The following is a 19959-nucleotide window of genomic DNA, read 5'->3' on the forward strand; positions in this document are numbered from 1 at the left end:
GCACGGGCTCAGGCGAGCCGGGTATTCTAGACACACCCCACAAATGAATCAAGCCCCAATAGGGGCTTGATTCAAGTTCAAGGTCACCGGTGGTCAGGATCTTGCGATCCGGACCACCGAGACTTTGATAGTGCTTACCAGCTGGCTTTAACCAGACCAGGTACGTCACCACGCATTGCAGCTTCACGCAGTTTGTTACGGCCAAGGCCGAACTTGCGGTAAACGCCGTGTGGACGACCGGTCAGGCGGCAGCGGTTACGCATGCGCGAGGCGCTTGCGTCACGTGGCTGCTTCTGCAGAGCTACTGTAGCTTCCCAACGTGCTTCTGGACTTGCGTTCAGATCAACGATGATTGCTTTCAGTGCTGCACGCTTTTTGGCGTACTTGGCAACCGTGAGCTGACGCTTCAGCTCGCGGTTTTTCATGCTCATCTTGGCCATTTTCCTACTCCAATCAGTTGCGGAACGGGAATTTGAAAGCACGCAGCAGCGCGCGACCTTCATCATCGTTCTTGGCAGTGGTGGTCAGGGTAATGTCCAGACCGCGGAGAGCATCGATCTTGTCGTAGTCGATTTCCGGGAAGATGATCTGCTCTTTAACGCCCATGCTGTAGTTACCACGACCATCGAAGGACTTGGCATTCAGGCCGCGGAAGTCGCGGACCCGAGGCAGGGAGATCGACAGCAGACGATCCAGGAATTCGTACATACGCTCACGGCGCAGAGTCACTTTGACGCCGATCGGCCAACCTTCACGGACTTTAAAGCCAGCGATGGATTTCCGAGCGTAAGTCACAACGACTTTCTGACCGGTGATCTTTTCCAGATCGGCAACAGCGTGCTCGATGACTTTTTTGTCACCGACCGCTTCGCCCAGACCCATGTTCAGGGTGATTTTGGTAACGCGTGGAACTTCCATCACGTTCGAAAGCTTAAGTTCTTCCTTAAGCTTCGGTGCGATTTCCTTCCAGTAAATCTCTTTTAGTCGTGCCATGGTCTTCTACCTAGCAGTGTTCAAGCATCAACCGCTTTTTGGGTCGACTTGAAGACACGAATTTTCTTACCGTCTTCTACTTTGAAACCAACGCGATCAGCCTTGTTGGTTTCGCCGTTGAAAATGGCAACGTTGGAAGCGTGCAGTGGCGCTTCTTTCTCGACGATACCGCCTTGTACGCCCGACGCCGGGTTAGGCTTGGTATGACGCTTGACCAGGTTCAGACCACCAACGACCAGACGGTCGTCAGCGAGAACCTTAAGCACCTTACCGCGCTTACCTTTGTCTTTGCCGGCGATCACGATGATCTCGTCGTCACGACGAATCTTTTGCATGTCGGATCTCCTTACAGCACTTCTGGGGCGAGCGAGACGATCTTCATGAACTTCTCAGTACGAAGTTCACGGGTCACTGGCCCAAAGATACGGGTGCCGATCGGCTCTTGCTTGTTGTTCAGAAGAACAGCAGCATTGCCATCAAAGCGGATAATGGAGCCATCAGCACGACGTACGCCGTGACGAGTGCGGACTACAACAGCAGTCATCACTTGGCCTTTTTTCACTTTACCGCGAGGAATTGCTTCCTTCACGGTAACTTTGATGATGTCACCGATACCAGCGTAACGACGATGGGAGCCACCCAGCACCTTGATGCACATAACACGGCGAGCGCCGCTGTTATCGGCCACATCGAGCATGGATTGAGTCTGAATCATATAATTTCTCCGACCCCTAGTCCTTAGACTTCCACAGCGCGTTCGAGAACATCAACCAGCGCCCAAGACTTAGTCTTGGCCAAAGGACGAGTTTCACGAATAGTGACTTTGTCGCCGATGTGGCACTGATTGGTTTCGTCGTGCGCGTGCAGCTTAGTCGAACGCTTAACGTATTTACCGTAGATCGGGTGCTTAACGCGACGCTCGATCAGAACGGTGATGGTCTTGTCCATTTTGTCGCTGACAACACGGCCAGTCAGCGTACGGACGGTTTTTTCGGCTTCAGCCATGATTACTTACCTGCCTGCTGTTTGAGCACAGTCTTCACGCGAGCGATGTCACGCTTAACTTGCCGGAGCAGGTGAGACTGCCCCAACTGGCCAGTTGCTTTCTGCATACGCAGATTGAACTGGTCGCGCAGCAGGCCGAGCAGTTGCTCGTTAAGCTGCGGCGCGTCTTTTTCACGAAGTTCGTTCGCTTTCATCACATCACCGTCCGTTTAACGAAGGCAGTGGCGAGCGGCAGCTTTGCAGCAGCCAAGGCAAAAGCCTCACGCGCCAGCTCTTCAGTAACACCCTCGATTTCATACAGGACTTTGCCTGGCTGAATCTGGGCAACCCAGTACTCCACACTACCCTTACCTTTACCCATCCGAACTTCGAGTGGCTTTTTGGAAATAGGCTTGTCCGGGAATACACGGATCCAGATCTTGCCGCCACGTTTAACGTGACGGGTCAGAGCACGACGCGCTGACTCGATCTGACGAGCGGTGAGACGACCACGAGCTACAGACTTCAGCGCGAACTCGCCGAAGCTGACTTTGCTACCGCGCTGTGCCAGACCACGGTTGTGGCCTGTCATCTGCTTGCGGAACTTCGTACGCTTTGGTTGCAACATTTGGCGTACCCCTTACTTAGCAGCTTTTTTACGAGGCGCTGGTGCTTGTGGTTTCAGTTCTTCTTGGCGACCACCAATTACTTCGCCTTTGAAGATCCAAACCTTTACACCGATCACACCGTAAGTGGTGTGAGCTTCGTAGTTGGCATAGTCGATGTCGGCACGCAGGGTGTGCAGTGGCACACGACCTTCGCGATACCATTCAGTACGTGCAATTTCAGCACCGCCGAGACGACCGCTCACTTGGATTTTGATGCCTTTGGCACCAATGCGCATGGCGTTCTGAACAGCGCGCTTCATAGCGCGACGGAACATTACGCGACGCTCCAGCTGCTGAGCTACGCTCTGCGCAACCAGCATACCGTCGAGTTCCGGCTTGCGGATCTCTTCGATATTGATGTGCACAGGCACACCCATTTGCTTGGTCAGGTCCTGACGCAGTTTCTCAACATCTTCACCTTTCTTCCCGATAACGATACCTGGACGAGCGGTGTGGATGGTGATACGTGCAGTCTGAGCCGGACGATGGATATCGATACGGCTTACGGACGCGCTTTTTAGTTTGTCTTGGAGATACTCGCGCACCTTCAGATCAGCGAACAAATAGTCCGCATAAGTCCGACCGTCTGCGTACCAGACGGAGGTGTGCTCCTTGACGATTCCCAGGCGAATGCCAATGGGATGTACTTTCTGACCCATCTCTTCGACTCCGTTACTTGTCAGCAACCTTGACAGTGATATGGCAAGACCGCTTGACGATGCGATCAGCACGGCCTTTGGCACGTGGCATGATTCGCTTCAGCGAACGCCCTTCGTTGACGAAAACGGTGCTGACTTTAAGGTCATCAACGTCTGCGCCTTCGTTATGCTCGGCGTTGGCTACGGCCGACTCCAGCACTTTCTTCATGATCTCGGCGGCTTTCTTACTGCTGAAAGCCAACAGGTTGAGCGCTTCGCCCACCTTCTTCCCGCGGATCTGGTCGGCGACCAAGCGGGCTTTCTGGGCGGAGATTCGAGCGCCCGACAACTTAGCGGCTACTTCCATCGTTCCTTACCCCTTAACGCTTGGCTTTCTTGTCTGCCACGTGCCCACGATATGTGCGGGTACCGGCAAACTCGCCCAGTTTGTGGCCGACCATGTCTTCGTTCACGAGAACTGGAACATGTTGACGACCGTTATGCACTGCAATGGTCAAACCGACCATTTGTGGCAGGATCATCGAACGACGCGACCAGGTTTTCACTGGTTTGCGATCGTTCTTTTCCGCCGCCACTTCGATCTTCTTCAGTAGGTGAAGATCAATAAAAGGACCTTTTTTCAGAGAACGTGGCACTGTCGTATCCCTCTATTTACTTGCGACGACGGACGATCATTTTGTCGGTACGCTTATTACCACGAGTCTTCGCGCCCTTAGTCGGGAAGCCCCATGGCGATACCGGATGACGACCACCAGAGGTACGACCTTCACCACCACCATGTGGGTGGTCAACCGGGTTCATGGCAACACCACGAACGGTTGGGCGAACGCCACGCCAGCGTTTGGCACCAGCTTTACCCAGCGAACGCAGGCTGTGCTCGGAGTTCGAGACTTCACCCAGGGTCGCGCGGCATTCAGCCAGCACTTTACGCATCTCACCAGAACGCAGACGCAGGGTCACGTAGACACCTTCACGAGCGATCAGCTGAGCCGAAGCACCAGCGGAACGAGCGATTTGCGCGCCTTTACCTGGCTTCAATTCGATGCCGTGTACGGTGCTACCAACTGGAATGTTACGCAGTTGCAGAGCGTTGCCCGGCTTGATCGGTGCCAGAGCACCTGCGATCAGCTGGTCGCCAGCACTCACGCCTTTAGGGGCGATGATGTAGCGACGCTCGCCATCTGCGTACAGCAGCAGAGCGATGTGAGCAGTACGGTTTGGATCGTATTCAATACGCTCGACAGTGGCAGAGATGCCATCTTTGTCGTTGCGACGGAAATCGACCAGACGATAATGCTGCTTATGGCCACCACCGATGTGACGAGTGGTAATGCGACCATTGTTGTTACGACCACCAGTCTTCGATTTTTTCTCGAGCAGCGGTGCGTGAGGAGCGCCTTTATGCAGCTCCTGGTTGACCACCTTGACCACAAAACGGCGGCCAGGGGAAGTCGGTTTGCATTTAACGATTGCCATGATGCACCCCTTCCTTACTCAGCACTGCTGCTGAAATCGAGATCTTGGCCTGGCTGAAGGGAGATAACTGCCTTCTTCCAGTCATTACGCTTGCCCAGACCGCGAGCAGTGCGCTTGCTCTTACCCAGAACATTCAGGGTAGTAACACGCTCTACTTTCACGCTGAACAGGCTTTCGACGGCCTTCTTGATTTCCAGCTTGGTTGCGTCAGTTGCAACCTTGAAAACGAACTGGCCTTTCTTGTCAGCCAGAACCGTAGCCTTCTCGGAAACGTGCGGGCCAAGCAGAACTTTAAATACGCGTTCCTGGTTCATCCCAGCAGCTCCTCGAATTTCTTCACGGCCGACACGGTGATCAACACCTTGTCGTATGCGATCAGACTAACTGGATCGGAACCTTGCACGTCACGTACATCAACGTGTGGCAGGTTACGAGCAGCCAGGTACAGGTTCTGATCAACTACTTCAGACACGATCAAGACGTCAGTCAGGCCCATGCCGGTCAGTTTGTTCAGCAGATCTTTGGTCTTCGGTGCATCAACAGCGAAGTCCTGAACCACAACCAGACGATCAGTACGCACCAGCTCAGCAAGGATGGAACGCATTGCTGCGCGATACATCTTCTTGTTCAGCTTCTGGGTGTGATCCTGAGGACGAGCTGCGAAAGTGGTACCGCCGCCACGCCAGATTGGGCTACGGATAGTACCGGCACGAGCACGGCCAGTACCTTTCTGACGCCATGGGCGCTTACCGCCACCACGAACGTCGGAACGGGTCTTTTGCTGCTTGCTACCTTGACGGCCGCCGGCCATGTAGGCCACGACTGCTTGGTGAACGAGCGTCTCGTTGAATTCGCCGCCAAATGTCAGTTCGGAAACTTCGATCGCTTGAGCGTCATTTACATTTAATTGCATGTCAGCTTCCCCTTAACCGCGAGCCTTGGCTGCTGGACGTACAACCAAGTTGCCGCCAGTAGCGCCAGGAACAGCGCCCTTGACCAACAACAGATTGCGTTCAGCGTCCACGCGCACTACTTCGAGGGACTGCACGGTCACGCGCTCAGCGCCCATATGACCGGACATTTTTTTGCCCTTGAATACACGACCAGGAGTCTGGCACTGGCCGATAGAGCCTGGAACGCGGTGGGATACGGAGTTACCGTGGGTATTATCTTGCCCGCGGAAATTCCAACGCTTGATCGTACCCTGGAAGCCTTTACCTTTGGACTGACCGGTTACATCAACCAGTTGACCAGCGGCGAAGATTTCAGCGTTGATCAGATCGCCGGCCTGGTACTCGCCTTCTTCAAGACGGAATTCCATTACGGTACGACCAGCGGCAACGTTCGCTTTAGCGAAGTGGCCAGCTTGAGCAGCTGTAACACGCGAAGCACGACGCTCGCCTACAGTGACTTGCACTGCACGATAGCCATCGGTCTCTTCAGTTTTGAACTGGGTGACGCGATTCGGTTCGATCTCAATGACCGTGACCGGAATGGAGACACCTTCTTCGGTGAAAATACGGGTCATACCGCATTTACGACCGACTACACCAATAGTCATGTTGTAAACCTCATGAGTGTACGGGGCTTTCACCCGCTATGGCCGCCCATTTCAGAGCGTTACACGACTAAGACCGAGTCTTAGCCGAGGCTGATCTGCACTTCCACACCGGCCGCAAGATCAAGCTTCATAAGAGCATCAACGGTTTTATCCGTTGGCTGGACGATGTCCAGAACACGCTTATGAGTACGGATCTCATACTGGTCACGCGCGTCTTTGTTGACGTGCGGGGAGACCAGAACGGTGAACCGCTCTTTACGGGTAGGCAGTGGAATTGGACCACGCACTTGAGCACCAGTACGTTTCGCGGTTTCCACGATTTCCTGGGTGGATTGGTCGATCAGGCGATGGTCAAAAGCCTTCAACCTGATACGGATTTGCTGATTTTGCATTGGATTTCAGACTCCGGCTGCTATTCCCAGCGAGCGCAATACGCCCGTTAAAAGGAGGCGCAATTCTATAGACGGGCTACCACAGTGTCAACCCAATAAAAAAGCCCCCGCTAGGCGGGGGCTTTTTCAAGTCATCACTTATTAAGCGATGATTTTGGCTACGACGCCAGCGCCGACGGTACGACCGCCTTCACGAATAGCGAAACGCAGACCATCTTCCATTGCGATGGTTTTGATCAGGGTGACAACCATTTTGATGTTGTCGCCTGGCATTACCATTTCAACGCCTTCCGGCAGTTCGCAGTTACCGGTCACGTCAGTGGTCCGGAAGTAGAACTGTGGACGGTAGCCTTTGAAGAACGGAGTGTGGCGACCGCCTTCTTCTTTGCTCAACACGTACACTTCAGCTTCGAAGGTAGTGTGCGGCTTAACCGAACCTGGCTTGACCAGAACCTGGCCACGCTCAACGTCGTCACGCTTGGTGCCGCGCAGCAGCACGCCGCAGTTCTCGCCAGCACGACCTTCGTCGAGCAGCTTACGGAACATTTCAACACCGGTGCAGGTGGTGACGGTAGTGTCACGCAGACCAACGATTTCCAGTGGATCCTGAACCTTGACGATACCGCGCTCGATACGACCAGTTACAACAGTACCGCGACCGGAGATCGAGAATACGTCTTCGATTGGCATCAGGAACGGCTTGTCGATAACACGAACTGGATCTGGGATGTAGCTATCCAGAGTCTCAACCAGTTTACGAACGGCAGTGGTGCCCATTTCGTTGTCGTCTTGGCCGTTCAGAGCCATCAGAGCCGAACCGATGATGATCGGAGTGTCGTCACCTGGGAAGTCGTAAGTGCTCAGCAGATCGCGCACTTCCATCTCAACCAGTTCCAGCAGCTCAGCGTCGTCAACCATGTCAGCCTTGTTCAGGAAGACAACGATGTACGGAACGCCAACCTGACGGGACAGCAGGATGTGCTCACGGGTTTGTGGCATCGGACCATCAGCGGCCGAGCAAACCAGGATAGCGCCGTCCATTTGAGCAGCACCGGTGATCATGTTCTTCACATAGTCAGCGTGACCTGGGCAGTCAACGTGAGCGTAGTGACGGATCAGCGAGTTGTATTCAACGTGCGCGGTGTTGATGGTGATACCACGAGCCTTTTCTTCTGGAGCGCTGTCGATTTTATCGAAAGCAACAACAGCCGAACCGAAAACTTCGGAGCAGACGCGAGTCAGAGCAGCGGTCAGCGTGGTTTTACCGTGGTCGACGTGACCGATGGTGCCAACGTTGACGTGCGGGAGGGTACGGTCAAATTTTTCTTTAGCCACGACAATTAACTCCTAGCCTAAAGGGGCTGAATCAGCCTTGTTTTTTGGTAACAGTTTCGACGATATGCGACGGAGCTGTATTGTATTTTTTGAATTCCATAGAGTAGCTTGCGCGACCTTGGGACATGGAACGAACGTCGGTTGCGTAACCGAACATCTCACCCAACGGAACCTCGGCGCGAATCACTTTGCCGGAAACCGTGTCCTCCATACCCAGGATCATGCCGCGACGACGGTTAAGGTCGCCCATCACGTCACCCATATAGTCTTCAGGCGTAACAACCTCTACCGCCATGATCGGCTCAAGCAACTCACCACCGCCCTTCTGGGCCAGTTGCTTGGTCGCCATGGAAGCAGCCACCTTAAACGCCATCTCGTTGGAGTCGACGTCGTGGTAGGAACCATCAAACACGGTAGCCTTCAGGCCGATCAGCGGATAGCCGGCAACAACGCCGTTCTTCATCTGCTCTTCGATACCCTTTTGGATAGCCGGGATGTATTCCTTAGGAACCACACCACCCACTACTTCGTTCAGGAATTGCAGACCTTCCTGACCTTCGTCAGCAGGAGCAAAACGAATCCAGCAGTGACCGAACTGGCCACGACCGCCGGATTGACGAACGAACTTGCCTTCAATTTCGCAGCTCTTCGTGATGCGCTCACGGTACGAAACTTGAGGCTTACCGATGTTGGCTTCGACGTTGAACTCACGGCGCATCCGGTCAACCAGGATGTCCAGGTGCAACTCGCCCATGCCGGAGATGATCGTTTGACCAGTCTCTTCATCAGTCTTGACGCGGAAAGACGGGTCTTCCTGAGCAAGTTTGCCCAGCGCGATACCCATTTTTTCCTGGTCGTCCTTGGTCTTAGGCTCTACGGCAACCGAAATAACCGGCTCCGGGAAGTCCATGCGAACCAGGATGATTGGCTTGTCAGCGTTGCACAAAGTTTCACCAGTGGTGACGTCCTTCATGCCGATCAAGGCCGCGATGTCACCAGCGCGTACTTCCTTGATTTCTTCGCGGGCGTTTGCGTGCATTTGCACCATACGACCCACGCGCTCTTTCTTGCCTTTAACCGAGTTGATCACGCCGTCGCCGGAGGCCAACACGCCCGAGTAAACTCGAACAAAGGTCAAGGTACCCACGAATGGGTCGGTAGCGATCTTGAACGCCAGAGCCGAGAACGGCTCGCTGTCGTCTGCGTGACGCTCCATTTCCTTGGTCTCGTCATCCGGGTCAGTACCCTTGATGGCAGGAATGTCGGTAGGAGCAGGCAGGTAGTCGATAACGGCGTCGAGAACCAGGGGAACACCCTTGTTCTTGAAGGAAGAACCGCAAACAGCCAGAACGATCTCACCAGCGATAGTACGCTGACGCAGAGCGGCCTTGATTTCCGCGTTGGTGAGTTCTTCACCTTCGAGGTACTTGTTCATCAGCTCTTCGCTGGCTTCAGCCGCAGCTTCAACCATGTTGCCGCGCCATTCGTCAGCCAATTCCTGCAGCTCAGCAGGGATAGGCTTGCGAACTGGAACCATGCCTTTGTCAGCGTCATTCCAGTAAACAGCTTCCATAGCGATCAAATCGATCTGACCCTGGAAGTTGTCTTCGGAACCGATAGCCAACTGGATTGGTACCGGAGTGTGCCCCAGACGCTGCTTGATCTGACCGATCACGCGCAGGAAGTTCGCACCAGCACGGTCCATCTTGTTTACGTAAACAAGACGTGGAACGCCGTACTTGTTGGCTTGACGCCATACGGTTTCCGACTGAGGCTCAACACCCGAGGTGCCGCAGAACACAACGACCGCGCCGTCGAGAACACGCAGGGAACGCTCAACTTCAATAGTGAAGTCAACGTGGCCCGGGGTGTCGATGACGTTGAAGCGGTATTGGTCTTTGTGCTGCTTCTCGGAACCCTGCCAGAAGGCGGTAATAGCAGCAGAAGTAATGGTAATACCACGCTCCTGCTCCTGCACCATCCAGTCCGTGGTCGCGGCGCCGTCATGCACCTCGCCCATTTTGTGACTTTTGCCGGTGTAAAAAAGGACGCGCTCGGTGGTGGTGGTTTTACCAGCATCCACGTGAGCAACGATACCGATGTTACGGTAGCGATTAATCGGTGTTGTACGAGCCATAAAGCCCTCGCAAAATTAGTGACGCTAAAATTAGAAGCGGTAGTGCGAGAAAGCCTTGTTGGCTTCAGCCATACGGTGCACGTCTTCACGCTTCTTAACTGCAGCACCTTTACCTTCGGCAGCGTCCAACAGTTCGCCAGCCAAACGCAGAGCCATAGACTTCTCGCCGCGCTTGCGGGCGAAGTCTACCAACCAGCGCATTGCCAGGGCGTTACGACGGGACGGACGAACTTCAACCGGAACCTGGTAAGTAGCACCGCCTACACGGCGCGACTTTACTTCGACCAGCGGAGCGATGGCGTCGAGAGCTTTCTCGAAGATTTCCAGGGGGTCGCTGTTCTTGCGTTCTTTAACCTTCTCCAGCGCGCCATAAACGATACGCTCGGCAACGGCTTTCTTGCCGCTTTCCATCACGTGGTTCATGAACTTGGCCAGGATTTGGCTTCCGTATTTTGGATCGTCAAGCACTTCGCGCTTGGCTGCTACGCGTCTTCTTGGCATGGATAAGCCCTCAAACGGTCTTCAGGTTCGCTCGGAATCGGTGCCCTTTCGGGACGCCTCCGACCTTACTCTTATCGACTCAGAAAAATAGAAAATCAGTTTTTACAAAAAGCCGCTACTACTTAGGCTTCTTGGTACCGTACTTCGAACGACCCTGGTTACGACCTTTAACGCCGGAAGTATCCAAAGAACCGCGTACGGTGTGGTAACGAACACCTGGCAAGTCTTTTACACGACCGCCGCGGATCAGTACCACGCTGTGCTCTTGCAGGTTGTGGCCTTCACCGCCGATGTACGAGGAAACCTCGAAACCGTTGGTCAGACGCACACGGCATACTTTACGCAGTGCCGAGTTAGGTTTTTTCGGCGTGGTGGTATACACACGGGTGCATACGCCACGACGTTGCGGGCAGTTCTGCAGCGCAGGCACGTCGGATTTCTCGACGATACGCTTACGCGGCTGACGTACCAGCTGGTTGATAGTTGCCATCTACTAGCTCCACTGTTGTCTTGCGACGCTATTGTCTTGCAAGAAAAGCAAAATGGCAGGAACGAATTCCCGCCAAATTTAGGGGTACAAGAGTCTAAAGAGGATCTTGCCCCCAGTCAAGGCAAGGCCCCGACCTCCCCTCTCATCCAACCTCGACAAATTGTCTCGATTCGATGAACGGAATGGCCAGGGCCTTACGCTTATTTACCGCAGAACTCAGTTACCGCTCGAGTTCAGCGCTTCGGTCAGTGCAGCTTCCACTTCACTGGCGCTTACGCGCAACGGTTTGTCAGCATCACGGCGGCGCTTGCGCTCGCTGTGATAAGCCAGACCGGTACCAGCCGGGATCAGACGACCCACGACCACGTTTTCTTTCAGGCCGCGCAGGTAATCGCGCTTGCCGGTTACCGCCGCTTCGGTCAGTACGCGAGTGGTTTCCTGGAAGGAAGCCGCCGAGATGAACGATTCGGTGGACAACGACGCCTTGGTGATGCCCAACAGCACGCGAGTGAACTTGGAAACGAATTTCTCGTCGCCAGCCAGACGTTCGTTTTCTACCAGAACGTGAGTCAATTCCATCTGGTCGCCCTTGATGAAACTGGAATCGCCGGATTCAGCGATCTCAACTTTACGCAGCATCTGACGCAGGATGGTCTCGATGTGCTTGTCGTTGATCTTCACGCCTTGCAGACGATAAACGTCCTGGATCTCGTTCACGATGTACTTGGCCAGCGCACTCACACCCAGCAGACGCAGGATGTCGTGTGGATCGCTCGGGCCGTCGGAGATAACTTCGCCGCGGTTTACCTGTTCGCCTTCGAAGACGTTCAGGTGACGCCACTTCGGAATCAGCTCTTCGTACGGATCGCTACCGTCGTTCGGGGTAATGACCAGACGGCGCTTGCCTTTGGTCTCTTTACCGAACGCGATGGTGCCGCTGACTTCAGCCAGAATCGAGGCTTCTTTCGGACGACGGGCTTCGAACAAGTCGGCAACACGCGGCAGACCACCGGTGATGTCACGGGTTTTCGAAGTCTCTTGCGGAATACGAGCGATAACATCACCGATCGCGATTTTCGCACCGTCCGCTACACCGACCAGGGCGTTAGCAGGCAGGAAGTACTGAGCAATTACGTCGGTACCCGGCAGCAAGAGATCCTTGCCGTTGTCATCAACCATCTTCACAGCAGGACGGATATCTTTACCGGCAGCTGGACGGTCTTTGGCGTCGAGTACTTCAATGTTGGTCATACCGGTCAATTCGTCAGTCTGACGCTTGATCGTGATGCCTTCTTCCATGCCCACGTAGGTCACGGTACCTTTCATTTCGGTAACGATTGGGTGAGTGTGCGGATCCCACTTGGCCACGATTGCGCCAGCGTCGACCTTGTCACCCTCTTTAACCGAAATCACAGCACCGTACGGCAGCTTGTAACGCTCGCGCTCACGACCGAAGTCATCAGCGATTGCCAGCTCACCGGAACGGGACACAGCAACCAGGCAACCATCCACTCGCTCAACGTGTTTCAGGTTGTGCAGACGGACGGTACCGCCATTCTTCACCTGAACGCTGTCGGCTGCGGAGGTCCGGCTTGCCGCACCACCGATGTGGAACGTACGCATGGTCAGCTGGGTACCCGGCTCACCGATGGACTGGGCAGCGATAACGCCGACCGCTTCACCGATGTTCACCTGGTGACCACGAGCCAGGTCACGGCCGTAGCACTTGGCGCAAATGCCGTAGCGGGTTTCGCAGCTGATCGGCGAACGCACGATCACTTCGTCGATGCTGTTCAGCTCGATGAACTCGACCCACTTCTCGTCTACCAGCGTGCCGGCAGGAACGATGATTTCTTCGGTACCTGGCTTGAACACGTCACGGGCAATAACACGACCCAATACGCGCTCACCCAGTGGCTCAACAACGTCACCGCCTTCAATGTGCGGAGTCATTACCAGGCCATGTTCAGTGCCGCAATCGATCTCGGTTACTACCAGATCCTGCGCCACGTCTACCAGACGACGAGTCAGGTAACCGGAGTTCGCAGTTTTCAACGCGGTATCCGCCAAACCTTTACGAGCACCGTGAGTGGAGATGAAGTACTGAAGTACGCTCAAACCTTCACGGAAGTTCGCAGTAATCGGCGTTTCGATGATGGAACCATCCGGCTTGGCCATCAGGCCACGCATACCGGCGAGCTGACGGATCTGCGCAGCAGAACCCCGTGCGCCCGAGTCGGCCATCATGTACATCGAGTTGAAGGATTCCTGGTCGACTTCGACGCCATGACGGTCGATGACTTTCTCTTTCGAGAGGTTGGCCATCATCGCCTTGGAAACTTCGTCGTTCGCCTTGGACCAAAGGTCGATCACTTTGTTGTACTTCTCGCCCTGAGTTACCAGGCCGGAGGCGTACTGACTTTCGATCTCTTTCACTTCGTCGGTAGCAGCACCGATGATGCGGGCTTTTTCATCCGGGATAACGAAGTCGTTAACACCGATGGAAACGCCGGAAATGGTCGAATAGGCAAAACCGGTGTACATCAACTGGTCAGCGAAGATCACGGTCTCTTTCAAACCAACCACGCGGTAGCACTGGTTGATCAGCTTGGAGATCGCCTTTTTCTTCATCGGCTGGTTGACGACGTCGTACGACAGGCCAGGTGGAACAACCTGGAACAACAGCGCACGGCCGACAGTGGTGTCGACGATACGGGTGTTCTTGACGCTGCCACCATCACGATCGTTGACGGTTTCGTTGATCCGCACTTTGACTTTAGCGTGCAGTGCGGCTTCGCCGGCACGGAACACACGGTCAACTTCTTGCAGATCCGCGAACACACGACCTTCGCCCTTGGCGTTGATCGCTTCACGAGTCATGTAGTACAGACCCAATACAACGTCCTGCGACGGAACGATGATCGGCTCACCGTTGGCTGGCGACAGAATGTTGTTGGTCGACATCATCAACGCACGCGCTTCCAACTGGGCTTCCAGTGTCAGCGGTACGTGCACGGCCATTTGGTCGCCGTCGAAGTCGGCGTTGTACGCAGCACAGACCAACGGGTGCAGCTGGATAGCCTTACCTTCGATCAGTACCGGTTCAAACGCCTGGATACCCAGACGGTGAAGGGTCGGTGCACGGTTGAGGAGAACCGGGTGTTCACGGATCACTTCAGCGAGAACGTCCCAAACCTCAGGCAGCTCGCGCTCGACCATCTTCTTGGCAGCTTTGATGGTGGTAGCGAGACCACGCATTTCCAGCTTGCCGAAAATGAACGGCTTGAACAGCTCGAGAGCCATCTTCTTCGGCAGACCGCACTGGTGCAGACGCAGGGTCGGACCTACGGTAATTACCGAACGACCGGAGTAGTCAACACGCTTACCGAGCAAGTTCTGACGGAAACGACCCTGTTTACCCTTGATCATGTCAGCCAGGGATTTCAGAGGACGCTTGTTGGAACCAGTGATAGCGCGACCACGACGACCGTTATCGAGCAATGCATCGACAGCTTCCTGCAACATACGCTTTTCGTTGCGCACGATGATGTCCGGAGCGGACAGATCAAGCAGGCGCTTCAAGCGGTTGTTACGGTTGATCACTCGACGATACAGATCGTTGAGGTCGGAAGTCGCGAAGCGACCGCCATCCAGCGGGACCAGTGGACGCAGATCTGGCGGCAGAACCGGCAGAACGGTCAGCACCATCCATTCTGGAAGGTTGCCGGAACCCTGGAAGGCTTCCATCAACTTCAGACGCTTGGACAGCTTCTTGATTTTGGTTTCGGAGTTGGTTTGCGGAATTTCTTCACGCAGACGACCAATCTCGTGCTCCAGATCGATAGCGTGCAGCAGTTCACGGACAGCCTCGGCACCCATACGGGCATCGAAATCGTCGCCAAACTCTTCCAGCGCTTCGAAGTACTGCTCATCGTTGAGCAGCTGACCTTTTTCAAGAGTGGTCATGCCTGGATCGATAACGACATAGCTCTCGAAGTAGAGAACGCGTTCGATATCACGCAGGGTCATGTCCATCAGCAAGCCGATACGGGACGGCAGCGATTTCAGGAACCAGATGTGGGCAACCGGGGAAGCCAGCTCGATGTGCGCCATGCGCTCACGACGAACTTTAGCCAGCGCAACTTCAACGCCGCACTTCTCGCAGATCACACCACGGTGCTTCAAGCGCTTGTACTTACCGCACAGGCACTCGTAATCCTTTACCGGGCCAAAGATCTTGGCGCAGAACAGGCCGTCACGCTCAGGTTTGAACGTACGGTAGTTGATGGTTTCCGGCTTTTTAACTTCACCGAACGACCACGAACGGATCATCTCAGGCGATGCCAATCCAATACGGATGGCGTCGAACTCTTCGACTTGACCCTGGTTTTTCAGCAAATTCAGTAGGTCTTTCAAGGCCTTTCCTCCTGGCGGAGCAGAGAGCGGGCAATCCTGCCCCGCTCTCGATTCGCGTCACGTGTTATTCGGTTTCCAGATCGATATCGATGCCGAGGGAACGAATTTCCTTGATCAACACGTTGAAAGACTCGGGCATGCCCGGCTCCATACGGTGATCGCCATCCACGATGTTTTTGTACATCTTGGTACGGCCGTTCACATCGTCCGACTTCACTGTGAGCATTTCTTGCAGAGTGTAAGCAGCACCGTATGCTTCCAGTGCCCAGACCTCCATCTCCCCGAAACGCTGACCACCGAACTGCGCCTTACCACCCAGCGGCTGCTGAGTAACCAGGCTGTACGAACCGGTAGAACGAGCGTGCATCTTGTCGTCTACCAAGTGGTTCAGCTTCAGCATGTACATGTAGCCAACAGTAACCGGGCGCTCGAACTTGTTGCCGGTACGGCCGTCGGTCAGCTGCATCTGGCCGCTTTCTGGCAGGTCTGCCAGTTTCAGCATGGCCTTGATTTCGCTTTCCTTGGCGCCGTCGAACACTGGAGTGGCCATTGGAACGCCGCCACGCAGGTTCTTCGCCAGATCCAGGATTTCCTGGTCGGAGAAGCTATCCAGATCTTCGTTACGACCGCCGATCTGGTTGTAGATCTCGTCGAGGAATTTACGAAGCTCAGCGACTTTGCGCTGCTCTTCGATCATCCGGTTGATCTTCTCGCCCAAGCCTTTAGCCGCGAGGCCGAGGTGGGTTTCAAGGATCTGACCAACGTTCATACGCGAAGGTACGCCCAACGGGTTGAGGACGACGTCGACCGGGGTGCCATTGGCATCGTGCGGCATGTCTTCAACCGGCATGATCACAGAGACCACACCTTTGTTACCGTGACGACCGGCCATCTTGTCGCCCGGCTGGATGCGGCGACGGATTGCCAGGTAAACCTTGACGATTTTCAGCACGCCCGGAGCCAGGTCATCGCCCTGCTGCAGTTTGCGCTTCTTGTCTTCAAACTTGTCGTCCAGCAGACGGCGACGATCAACGATGTAGGCCTGAGCCTTCTCGAGCTGCTCGTTCAGAGCATCTTCAGCCATGCGCAGTTTAAACCACTGGCCGTGCTCAAGACCGTCGAGGATTTCGTCGGTGATGTCCTGACCTTTCTTCAGACCTGCGCCGCCTTCAGCCTTGTGGCCTACCAGAGCGGAACGCAGACGTTCGAAGGTCGCGCCTTCAACGATACGGAACTCTTCGTTCAGGTCCTTGCGGATCTCGTCGAGTTGAGTCTTCTCGATCGACAGTGCACGAGCATCACGCTCAACGCCGTCGCGAGTGAAGACCTGTACGTCGATGACGGTACCCTTGGTGCCGGTAGGCACGCGCAGGGAGGTGTCTTTAACGTCGCTGGCTTTTTCACCGAAGATGGCACGCAGCAGTTTTTCTTCCGGAGTCAGCTGGGTCTCGCCTTTCGGAGTGACCTTACCAACCAGGATGTCGCCTGCGCCAACTTCAGCACCTACGTAAACGATACCGGCTTCGTCCAGCTTGTTCAGTGCAGCCTCACCCACGTTCGGGATGTCTGCAGTGATTTCCTCTGGCCCAAGCTTGGTGTCACGTGCCACACAGGTCAGTTCCTGAATGTGGATCGTGGTAAAGCGGTCTTCTTGAACAACTCGTTCCGACAGGCAGATGGAGTCTTCGAAGTTGTAACCGTTCCAGGCCATGAACGCGATGCGCATGTTCTGACCCAGCGCCAGTTCACCCATGTCGGTGGACGGGCCGTCAGCCATGATGTCGCTACGCTGAACCCGATCACCTTTACGCACCAGCGGACGCTGGTTGATGCAGGTGTTCTGGTTGGAGCGGGTGTATTTGGTCAGGTTGTAGATGTCGACACCAGCTTCACCGGTTTCAACTTCATCATCTGCAACACGAACCACGATACGGCTGGCGTCGACGGAATCGATAACGCCACCACGACGAGCCACGACGCAAACGCCGGAGTCACGAGCTACGTTACGCTCCATGCCAGTACCGACCAGCGGCTTGTCAGCGCGCAGGGTTGGTACAGCTTGACGCTGCATGTTCGAACCCATCAACGCACGGTTGGCGTCATCGTGCTCGAGGAACGGAATCAGCGACGCTGCAACCGAAACTACCTGCTTCGGAGAAACGTCCATCAAGGTGACGTCTTCCGGCGCCTTGACGGTGAATTCGTTCAAGTGACGAACAGCTACCAGCTCGTCGATCAGCATTTTCTTGTCGTTCATCGTGGCCGAAGCCTGGGCGATCACGTGATCAGCTTCTTCGATGGCGGACAGGAACACGATCTCGTCGGTGACCAGAGCGTCTTTCACCACGCGGTACGGGCTTTCGAGGAAGCCGTACTGGTTGGTGCGCGCATAAGCGGCCAGGGAGTTGATCAGGCCGATGTTCGGACCTTCCGGCGTTTCAATCGGGCATACACGACCGTAGTGAGTCGGGTGTACGTCACGAACTTCAAAGCCAGCACGCTCACGAGTCAAACCGCCAGGGCCGAGTGCAGAAACACGACGCTTGTGGGTGATCTCGGACAGCGGGTTGTTCTGGTCCATGAACTGGGAAAGCTGGCTGGAACCGAAGAACTCTTTCACCGCCGCAGCCACTGGCTTGGCGTTGATCAGGTCTTGCGGCATCAGGCCTTCGCTTTCAGCCATCGACAGACGCTCTTTGACCGCACGCTCAACACGTACCAGGCCAACGCGGAACTGGTTCTCGGCCATTTCGCCTACGCAGCGAACACGACGGTTACCCAGGTGGTCGATGTCATCGACGATGCCTTTACCGTTACGGATGTCGACCAGAGTCTTCAGCACCGCAACGATGTCTTCTTTGCACAACACGCCCGAACCTTCGATCTCGGTACGACCGATACGACGGTTGAACTTCATCCGGCCGACCGCAGACAGGTCATAGCGCTCAGGGCTGAAGAACAGGTTGTTGAACAGAGTCTCGGCAGCGTCTTTGGTTGGCGGCTCGCCTGGACGCATCATGCGATAGATCTCGACCAGCGCTTCCAATTGGTTGCTGGTGGAGTCGATCTTCAGAGTGTCGGAGACGAACGGACCGCAGTCGATATCGTTGGTGTACAGAGTTTCGATGCGAACAACCTGGGACTTGGCGATTTTTGCCAGGATCTCGGTGTTCAGCTCGGTGTTGCACTCTGCCAGGATTTCGCCGGTTGCCGGATGCACGATGGCCTTGGCGGTAGTGCGACCCAGGACGTAGTCCAGAGGCACTTCCAGAGTCTTGAGACCGGCTTTTTCGATCTGGTTGATGTGGCGCGCAGTAATACGACGACCAGCCTCAACGATGACCTTGCCCTTCTCGTCCTGAATATCCAGAACAGCAATTTCACCACGCAGACGCGAAGCAATCAGTTCCAGACTGAGAGTTTCGCCGCTCAGATGGAAAACGTTGGTGGTGTAGAACGCGTCGAGCACTTCTTCAGTGGTATAGCCGAGCGCGCGCAGCAGTACCGATGCAGGCAGCTTGCGACGACGGTCGATACGCACGAATACGCAGTCTTTCGGGTCGAACTCGAAGTCCAGCCACGAGCCGCGGTAAGGAATGATGCGCGCCGAGTACAACAGTTTGCCGGAGCTGTGCGTCTTGCCACGGTCGTGGTCGAAGAACACGCCCGGGGAACGGTGCAGCTGGGAAACGATTACACGCTCGGTACCGTTGATTACGAAAGTACCGTTCTCAGTCATCAGGGGAATTTCACCCATGTAGACTTCTTGCTCTTTGATGTCCTTGATCGCTTTGTTCGACGATTCTTTGTCGAAAATGATCAGGCGCACTTTTACCCGCAAAGGTACGGCGTAAGTTACACCGCGCAATACGCATTCTTTGACATCAAATGCCGGCTCGCCCAGGCGATAACCGACGTACTCCAGCGCAGCATTGCCGGAGTAGCTGATGATCGGGAAAACGGATTTGAAGGCCGCATGCAGGCCCACGTCGCGGAACTGATCTTTAGTCGCTCCCGCTTGCAAGAATTCACGATACGAATCCAGCTGGATGGCCAGGAGGTACGGCACATCCATGACGTCCGGCAACTTGCTAAAGTCCTTGCGGATACGTTTTTTCTCAGTATATGAGTAAGCCATCAGCGTTCCCCAGCTTGGTCACCTGCTTGTTTGGCCCCTCCCGACGGGAGCAGCCAGAAAATCGTGCAAACCCCATGGTTTGCGCCACCGCATCGGGTGGTTACAGCCCGTTATCAGCACCAACCCAGTCGGCTGCCAATAACGGAAAAAGGCCGGTGGCAAGAGCCACCAGCCATCAGCCTTTCGCTTAACGCTCGGGCTGGAGACGC

Annotated in this window: 21 protein-coding genes; all 21 read right to left on the bottom strand. The window is 55.0% G+C overall.

Going from position 1 to position 19959, the window contains the following annotated elements; genetic code table 11:
• Nucleotides 1–134: 134 nt before the first annotated feature.
• The 21 genes from rpsN to rpoB all read right to left on the bottom strand — a co-directional run bounded on the left by rpsN (nt 135) and on the right by rpoB (nt 19750).
• Nucleotides 135–440, bottom strand: coding sequence for a 30S ribosomal protein S14 (gene rpsN, locus QF010_RS30150; RefSeq protein ID WP_003176414.1), 306 nt, complete (start codon nt 438–440; stop codon nt 135–137).
• Between the two features lie 13 nt (nt 441–453).
• Nucleotides 454–993, bottom strand: a complete 540-nt coding sequence (gene rplE / locus QF010_RS30155; RefSeq protein WP_003176415.1) for a 50S ribosomal protein L5 — start codon at nt 991–993, stop codon at nt 454–456.
• 20 nt (nt 994–1013) lie between these two features.
• Nucleotides 1014–1328, bottom strand: coding sequence for a 50S ribosomal protein L24 (rplX, locus tag QF010_RS30160; RefSeq protein ID WP_033059465.1), 315 nt, complete (start codon nt 1326–1328; stop codon nt 1014–1016).
• An 11-nt stretch (nt 1329–1339) separates the two neighbouring features.
• Nucleotides 1340–1708: a 50S ribosomal protein L14 gene (gene rplN / locus QF010_RS30165; protein ID WP_002555479.1), complete on the bottom strand. Its 369-nt coding sequence runs from the start codon at nt 1706–1708 to the stop codon at nt 1340–1342.
• A 23-nt stretch (nt 1709–1731) separates the two neighbouring features.
• Nucleotides 1732–1998 (bottom strand): 30S ribosomal protein S17, encoded by a 267-nt coding sequence (rpsQ, locus tag QF010_RS30170; protein ID WP_003176419.1) that lies wholly within the window; start codon nt 1996–1998, stop codon nt 1732–1734.
• Nucleotides 1999–2000: 2 nt separating this feature from the next.
• Nucleotides 2001–2192, bottom strand: a complete 192-nt coding sequence (gene rpmC, locus QF010_RS30175) for a 50S ribosomal protein L29 (RefSeq protein WP_008030901.1) — start codon at nt 2190–2192, stop codon at nt 2001–2003.
• Complete coding sequence (gene rplP / locus QF010_RS30180; RefSeq protein WP_008145497.1) at nt 2192–2605, bottom strand: 50S ribosomal protein L16; 414 nt, start codon at nt 2603–2605, stop codon at nt 2192–2194. The genes rpmC and rplP overlap by 1 nt, the downstream gene beginning before the upstream one ends.
• A 12-nt stretch (nt 2606–2617) precedes the next feature.
• Entirely contained in the window at nt 2618–3304 is a 687-nt protein-coding gene (gene rpsC / locus QF010_RS30185; protein ID WP_003176422.1) for a 30S ribosomal protein S3, read from the bottom strand.
• A 13-nt stretch (nt 3305–3317) separates the two neighbouring features.
• A complete protein-coding gene (gene rplV / locus QF010_RS30190; RefSeq protein ID WP_003103908.1) occupies nt 3318–3650 on the bottom strand; it encodes a 50S ribosomal protein L22 in 333 nt (110 codons plus the stop codon).
• A 13-nt stretch (nt 3651–3663) separates the two neighbouring features.
• Entirely contained in the window at nt 3664–3939 is a 276-nt protein-coding gene (rpsS, locus tag QF010_RS30195; protein ID WP_002555486.1) for a 30S ribosomal protein S19, read from the bottom strand.
• A gap of 16 nt (nt 3940–3955) precedes the next feature.
• A complete protein-coding gene (gene rplB / locus QF010_RS30200) occupies nt 3956–4780 on the bottom strand; it encodes a 50S ribosomal protein L2 (protein ID WP_003176423.1) in 825 nt (274 codons plus the stop codon).
• A gap of 14 nt (nt 4781–4794) precedes the next feature.
• Entirely contained in the window at nt 4795–5094 is a 300-nt protein-coding gene (rplW, locus tag QF010_RS30205) for a 50S ribosomal protein L23 (protein ID WP_002555488.1), read from the bottom strand.
• A complete protein-coding gene (gene rplD / locus QF010_RS30210) occupies nt 5091–5693 on the bottom strand; it encodes a 50S ribosomal protein L4 (RefSeq protein ID WP_007896707.1) in 603 nt (200 codons plus the stop codon). The genes rplW and rplD overlap by 4 nt, the downstream gene beginning before the upstream one ends.
• A 12-nt stretch (nt 5694–5705) precedes the next feature.
• A complete protein-coding gene (rplC, locus tag QF010_RS30215; RefSeq protein ID WP_003186059.1) occupies nt 5706–6341 on the bottom strand; it encodes a 50S ribosomal protein L3 in 636 nt (211 codons plus the stop codon).
• 80 nt (nt 6342–6421) lie between these two features.
• Nucleotides 6422–6733, bottom strand: a complete 312-nt coding sequence (rpsJ, locus tag QF010_RS30220; RefSeq protein ID WP_003186070.1) for a 30S ribosomal protein S10 — start codon at nt 6731–6733, stop codon at nt 6422–6424.
• Between the two features lie 141 nt (nt 6734–6874).
• Entirely contained in the window at nt 6875–8068 is a 1194-nt protein-coding gene (tuf, locus tag QF010_RS30225; RefSeq protein WP_008145495.1) for an elongation factor Tu, read from the bottom strand.
• A 31-nt stretch (nt 8069–8099) separates the two neighbouring features.
• Nucleotides 8100–10205, bottom strand: coding sequence for an elongation factor G (fusA, locus tag QF010_RS30230; protein ID WP_033059466.1), 2106 nt, complete (start codon nt 10203–10205; stop codon nt 8100–8102).
• A gap of 30 nt (nt 10206–10235) precedes the next feature.
• Complete coding sequence (gene rpsG, locus QF010_RS30235; protein WP_002555493.1) at nt 10236–10706, bottom strand: 30S ribosomal protein S7; 471 nt, start codon at nt 10704–10706, stop codon at nt 10236–10238.
• A gap of 118 nt (nt 10707–10824) precedes the next feature.
• Nucleotides 10825–11196, bottom strand: a complete 372-nt coding sequence (rpsL, locus tag QF010_RS30240) for a 30S ribosomal protein S12 (RefSeq protein WP_002555494.1) — start codon at nt 11194–11196, stop codon at nt 10825–10827.
• Nucleotides 11197–11412: 216 nt separating this feature from the next.
• Nucleotides 11413–15612 carry a DNA-directed RNA polymerase subunit beta' gene (gene rpoC, locus QF010_RS30245; protein WP_007896632.1) on the bottom strand — a complete coding sequence of 1400 codons (4200 nt, stop codon included), beginning with the start codon at nt 15610–15612 and terminating at the stop codon, nt 11413–11415.
• Nucleotides 15613–15676: 64 nt separating this feature from the next.
• The gene (rpoB, locus tag QF010_RS30250; RefSeq protein ID WP_033059467.1) at nt 15677–19750 is read right to left on the bottom strand and encodes a DNA-directed RNA polymerase subunit beta; all 4074 of its coding nucleotides are present in this window, start codon (nt 19748–19750) and stop codon (nt 15677–15679) included.
• Between the last annotated feature and the right edge of the window lie 209 nt (nt 19751–19959).

Source organism: Pseudomonas silensiensis (genome assembly GCF_050434865.1).
Taxonomy (GTDB): Bacteria; Pseudomonadota; Gammaproteobacteria; order Pseudomonadales; family Pseudomonadaceae; genus Aquipseudomonas; species Aquipseudomonas fluorescens_W.

Coding starts and splice junctions, on each gene's coding strand:
- fusA (WP_033059466.1), bottom strand. CDS start 10,205: ATGGCTCGTACAACACCGATTAATCGCTACCGTAACATCGGTATCGTT.
- rplV (WP_003103908.1), bottom strand. CDS start 3,650: ATGGAAGTAGCCGCTAAGTTGTCGGGCGCTCGAATCTCCGCCCAGAAA.
- rplC (WP_003186059.1), bottom strand. CDS start 6,341: ATGACTATTGGTGTAGTCGGTCGTAAATGCGGTATGACCCGTATTTTC.
- rplX (WP_033059465.1), bottom strand. CDS start 1,328: ATGCAAAAGATTCGTCGTGACGACGAGATCATCGTGATCGCCGGCAAA.
- rpsN (WP_003176414.1), bottom strand. CDS start 440: ATGGCCAAGATGAGCATGAAAAACCGCGAGCTGAAGCGTCAGCTCACG.
- rpoB (WP_033059467.1), bottom strand. CDS start 19,750: ATGGCTTACTCATATACTGAGAAAAAACGTATCCGCAAGGACTTTAGC.
- rplB (WP_003176423.1), bottom strand. CDS start 4,780: ATGGCAATCGTTAAATGCAAACCGACTTCCCCTGGCCGCCGTTTTGTG.
- rplE (WP_003176415.1), bottom strand. CDS start 993: ATGGCACGACTAAAAGAGATTTACTGGAAGGAAATCGCACCGAAGCTT.
- rpsJ (WP_003186070.1), bottom strand. CDS start 6,733: ATGCAAAATCAGCAAATCCGTATCAGGTTGAAGGCTTTTGACCATCGC.
- rpsL (WP_002555494.1), bottom strand. CDS start 11,196: ATGGCAACTATCAACCAGCTGGTACGTCAGCCGCGTAAGCGTATCGTC.
- rplD (WP_007896707.1), bottom strand. CDS start 5,693: ATGCAATTAAATGTAAATGACGCTCAAGCGATCGAAGTTTCCGAACTG.
- rpsQ (WP_003176419.1), bottom strand. CDS start 1,998: ATGGCTGAAGCCGAAAAAACCGTCCGTACGCTGACTGGCCGTGTTGTC.
- rplW (WP_002555488.1), bottom strand. CDS start 5,094: ATGAACCAGGAACGCGTATTTAAAGTTCTGCTTGGCCCGCACGTTTCC.
- rpmC (WP_008030901.1), bottom strand. CDS start 2,192: ATGAAAGCGAACGAACTTCGTGAAAAAGACGCGCCGCAGCTTAACGAG.
- rpsG (WP_002555493.1), bottom strand. CDS start 10,706: ATGCCAAGAAGACGCGTAGCAGCCAAGCGCGAAGTGCTTGACGATCCA.
- rpsC (WP_003176422.1), bottom strand. CDS start 3,304: ATGGGTCAGAAAGTACATCCCATTGGCATTCGCCTGGGAATCGTCAAG.
- rplP (WP_008145497.1), bottom strand. CDS start 2,605: ATGTTGCAACCAAAGCGTACGAAGTTCCGCAAGCAGATGACAGGCCAC.
- rplN (WP_002555479.1), bottom strand. CDS start 1,708: ATGATTCAGACTCAATCCATGCTCGATGTGGCCGATAACAGCGGCGCT.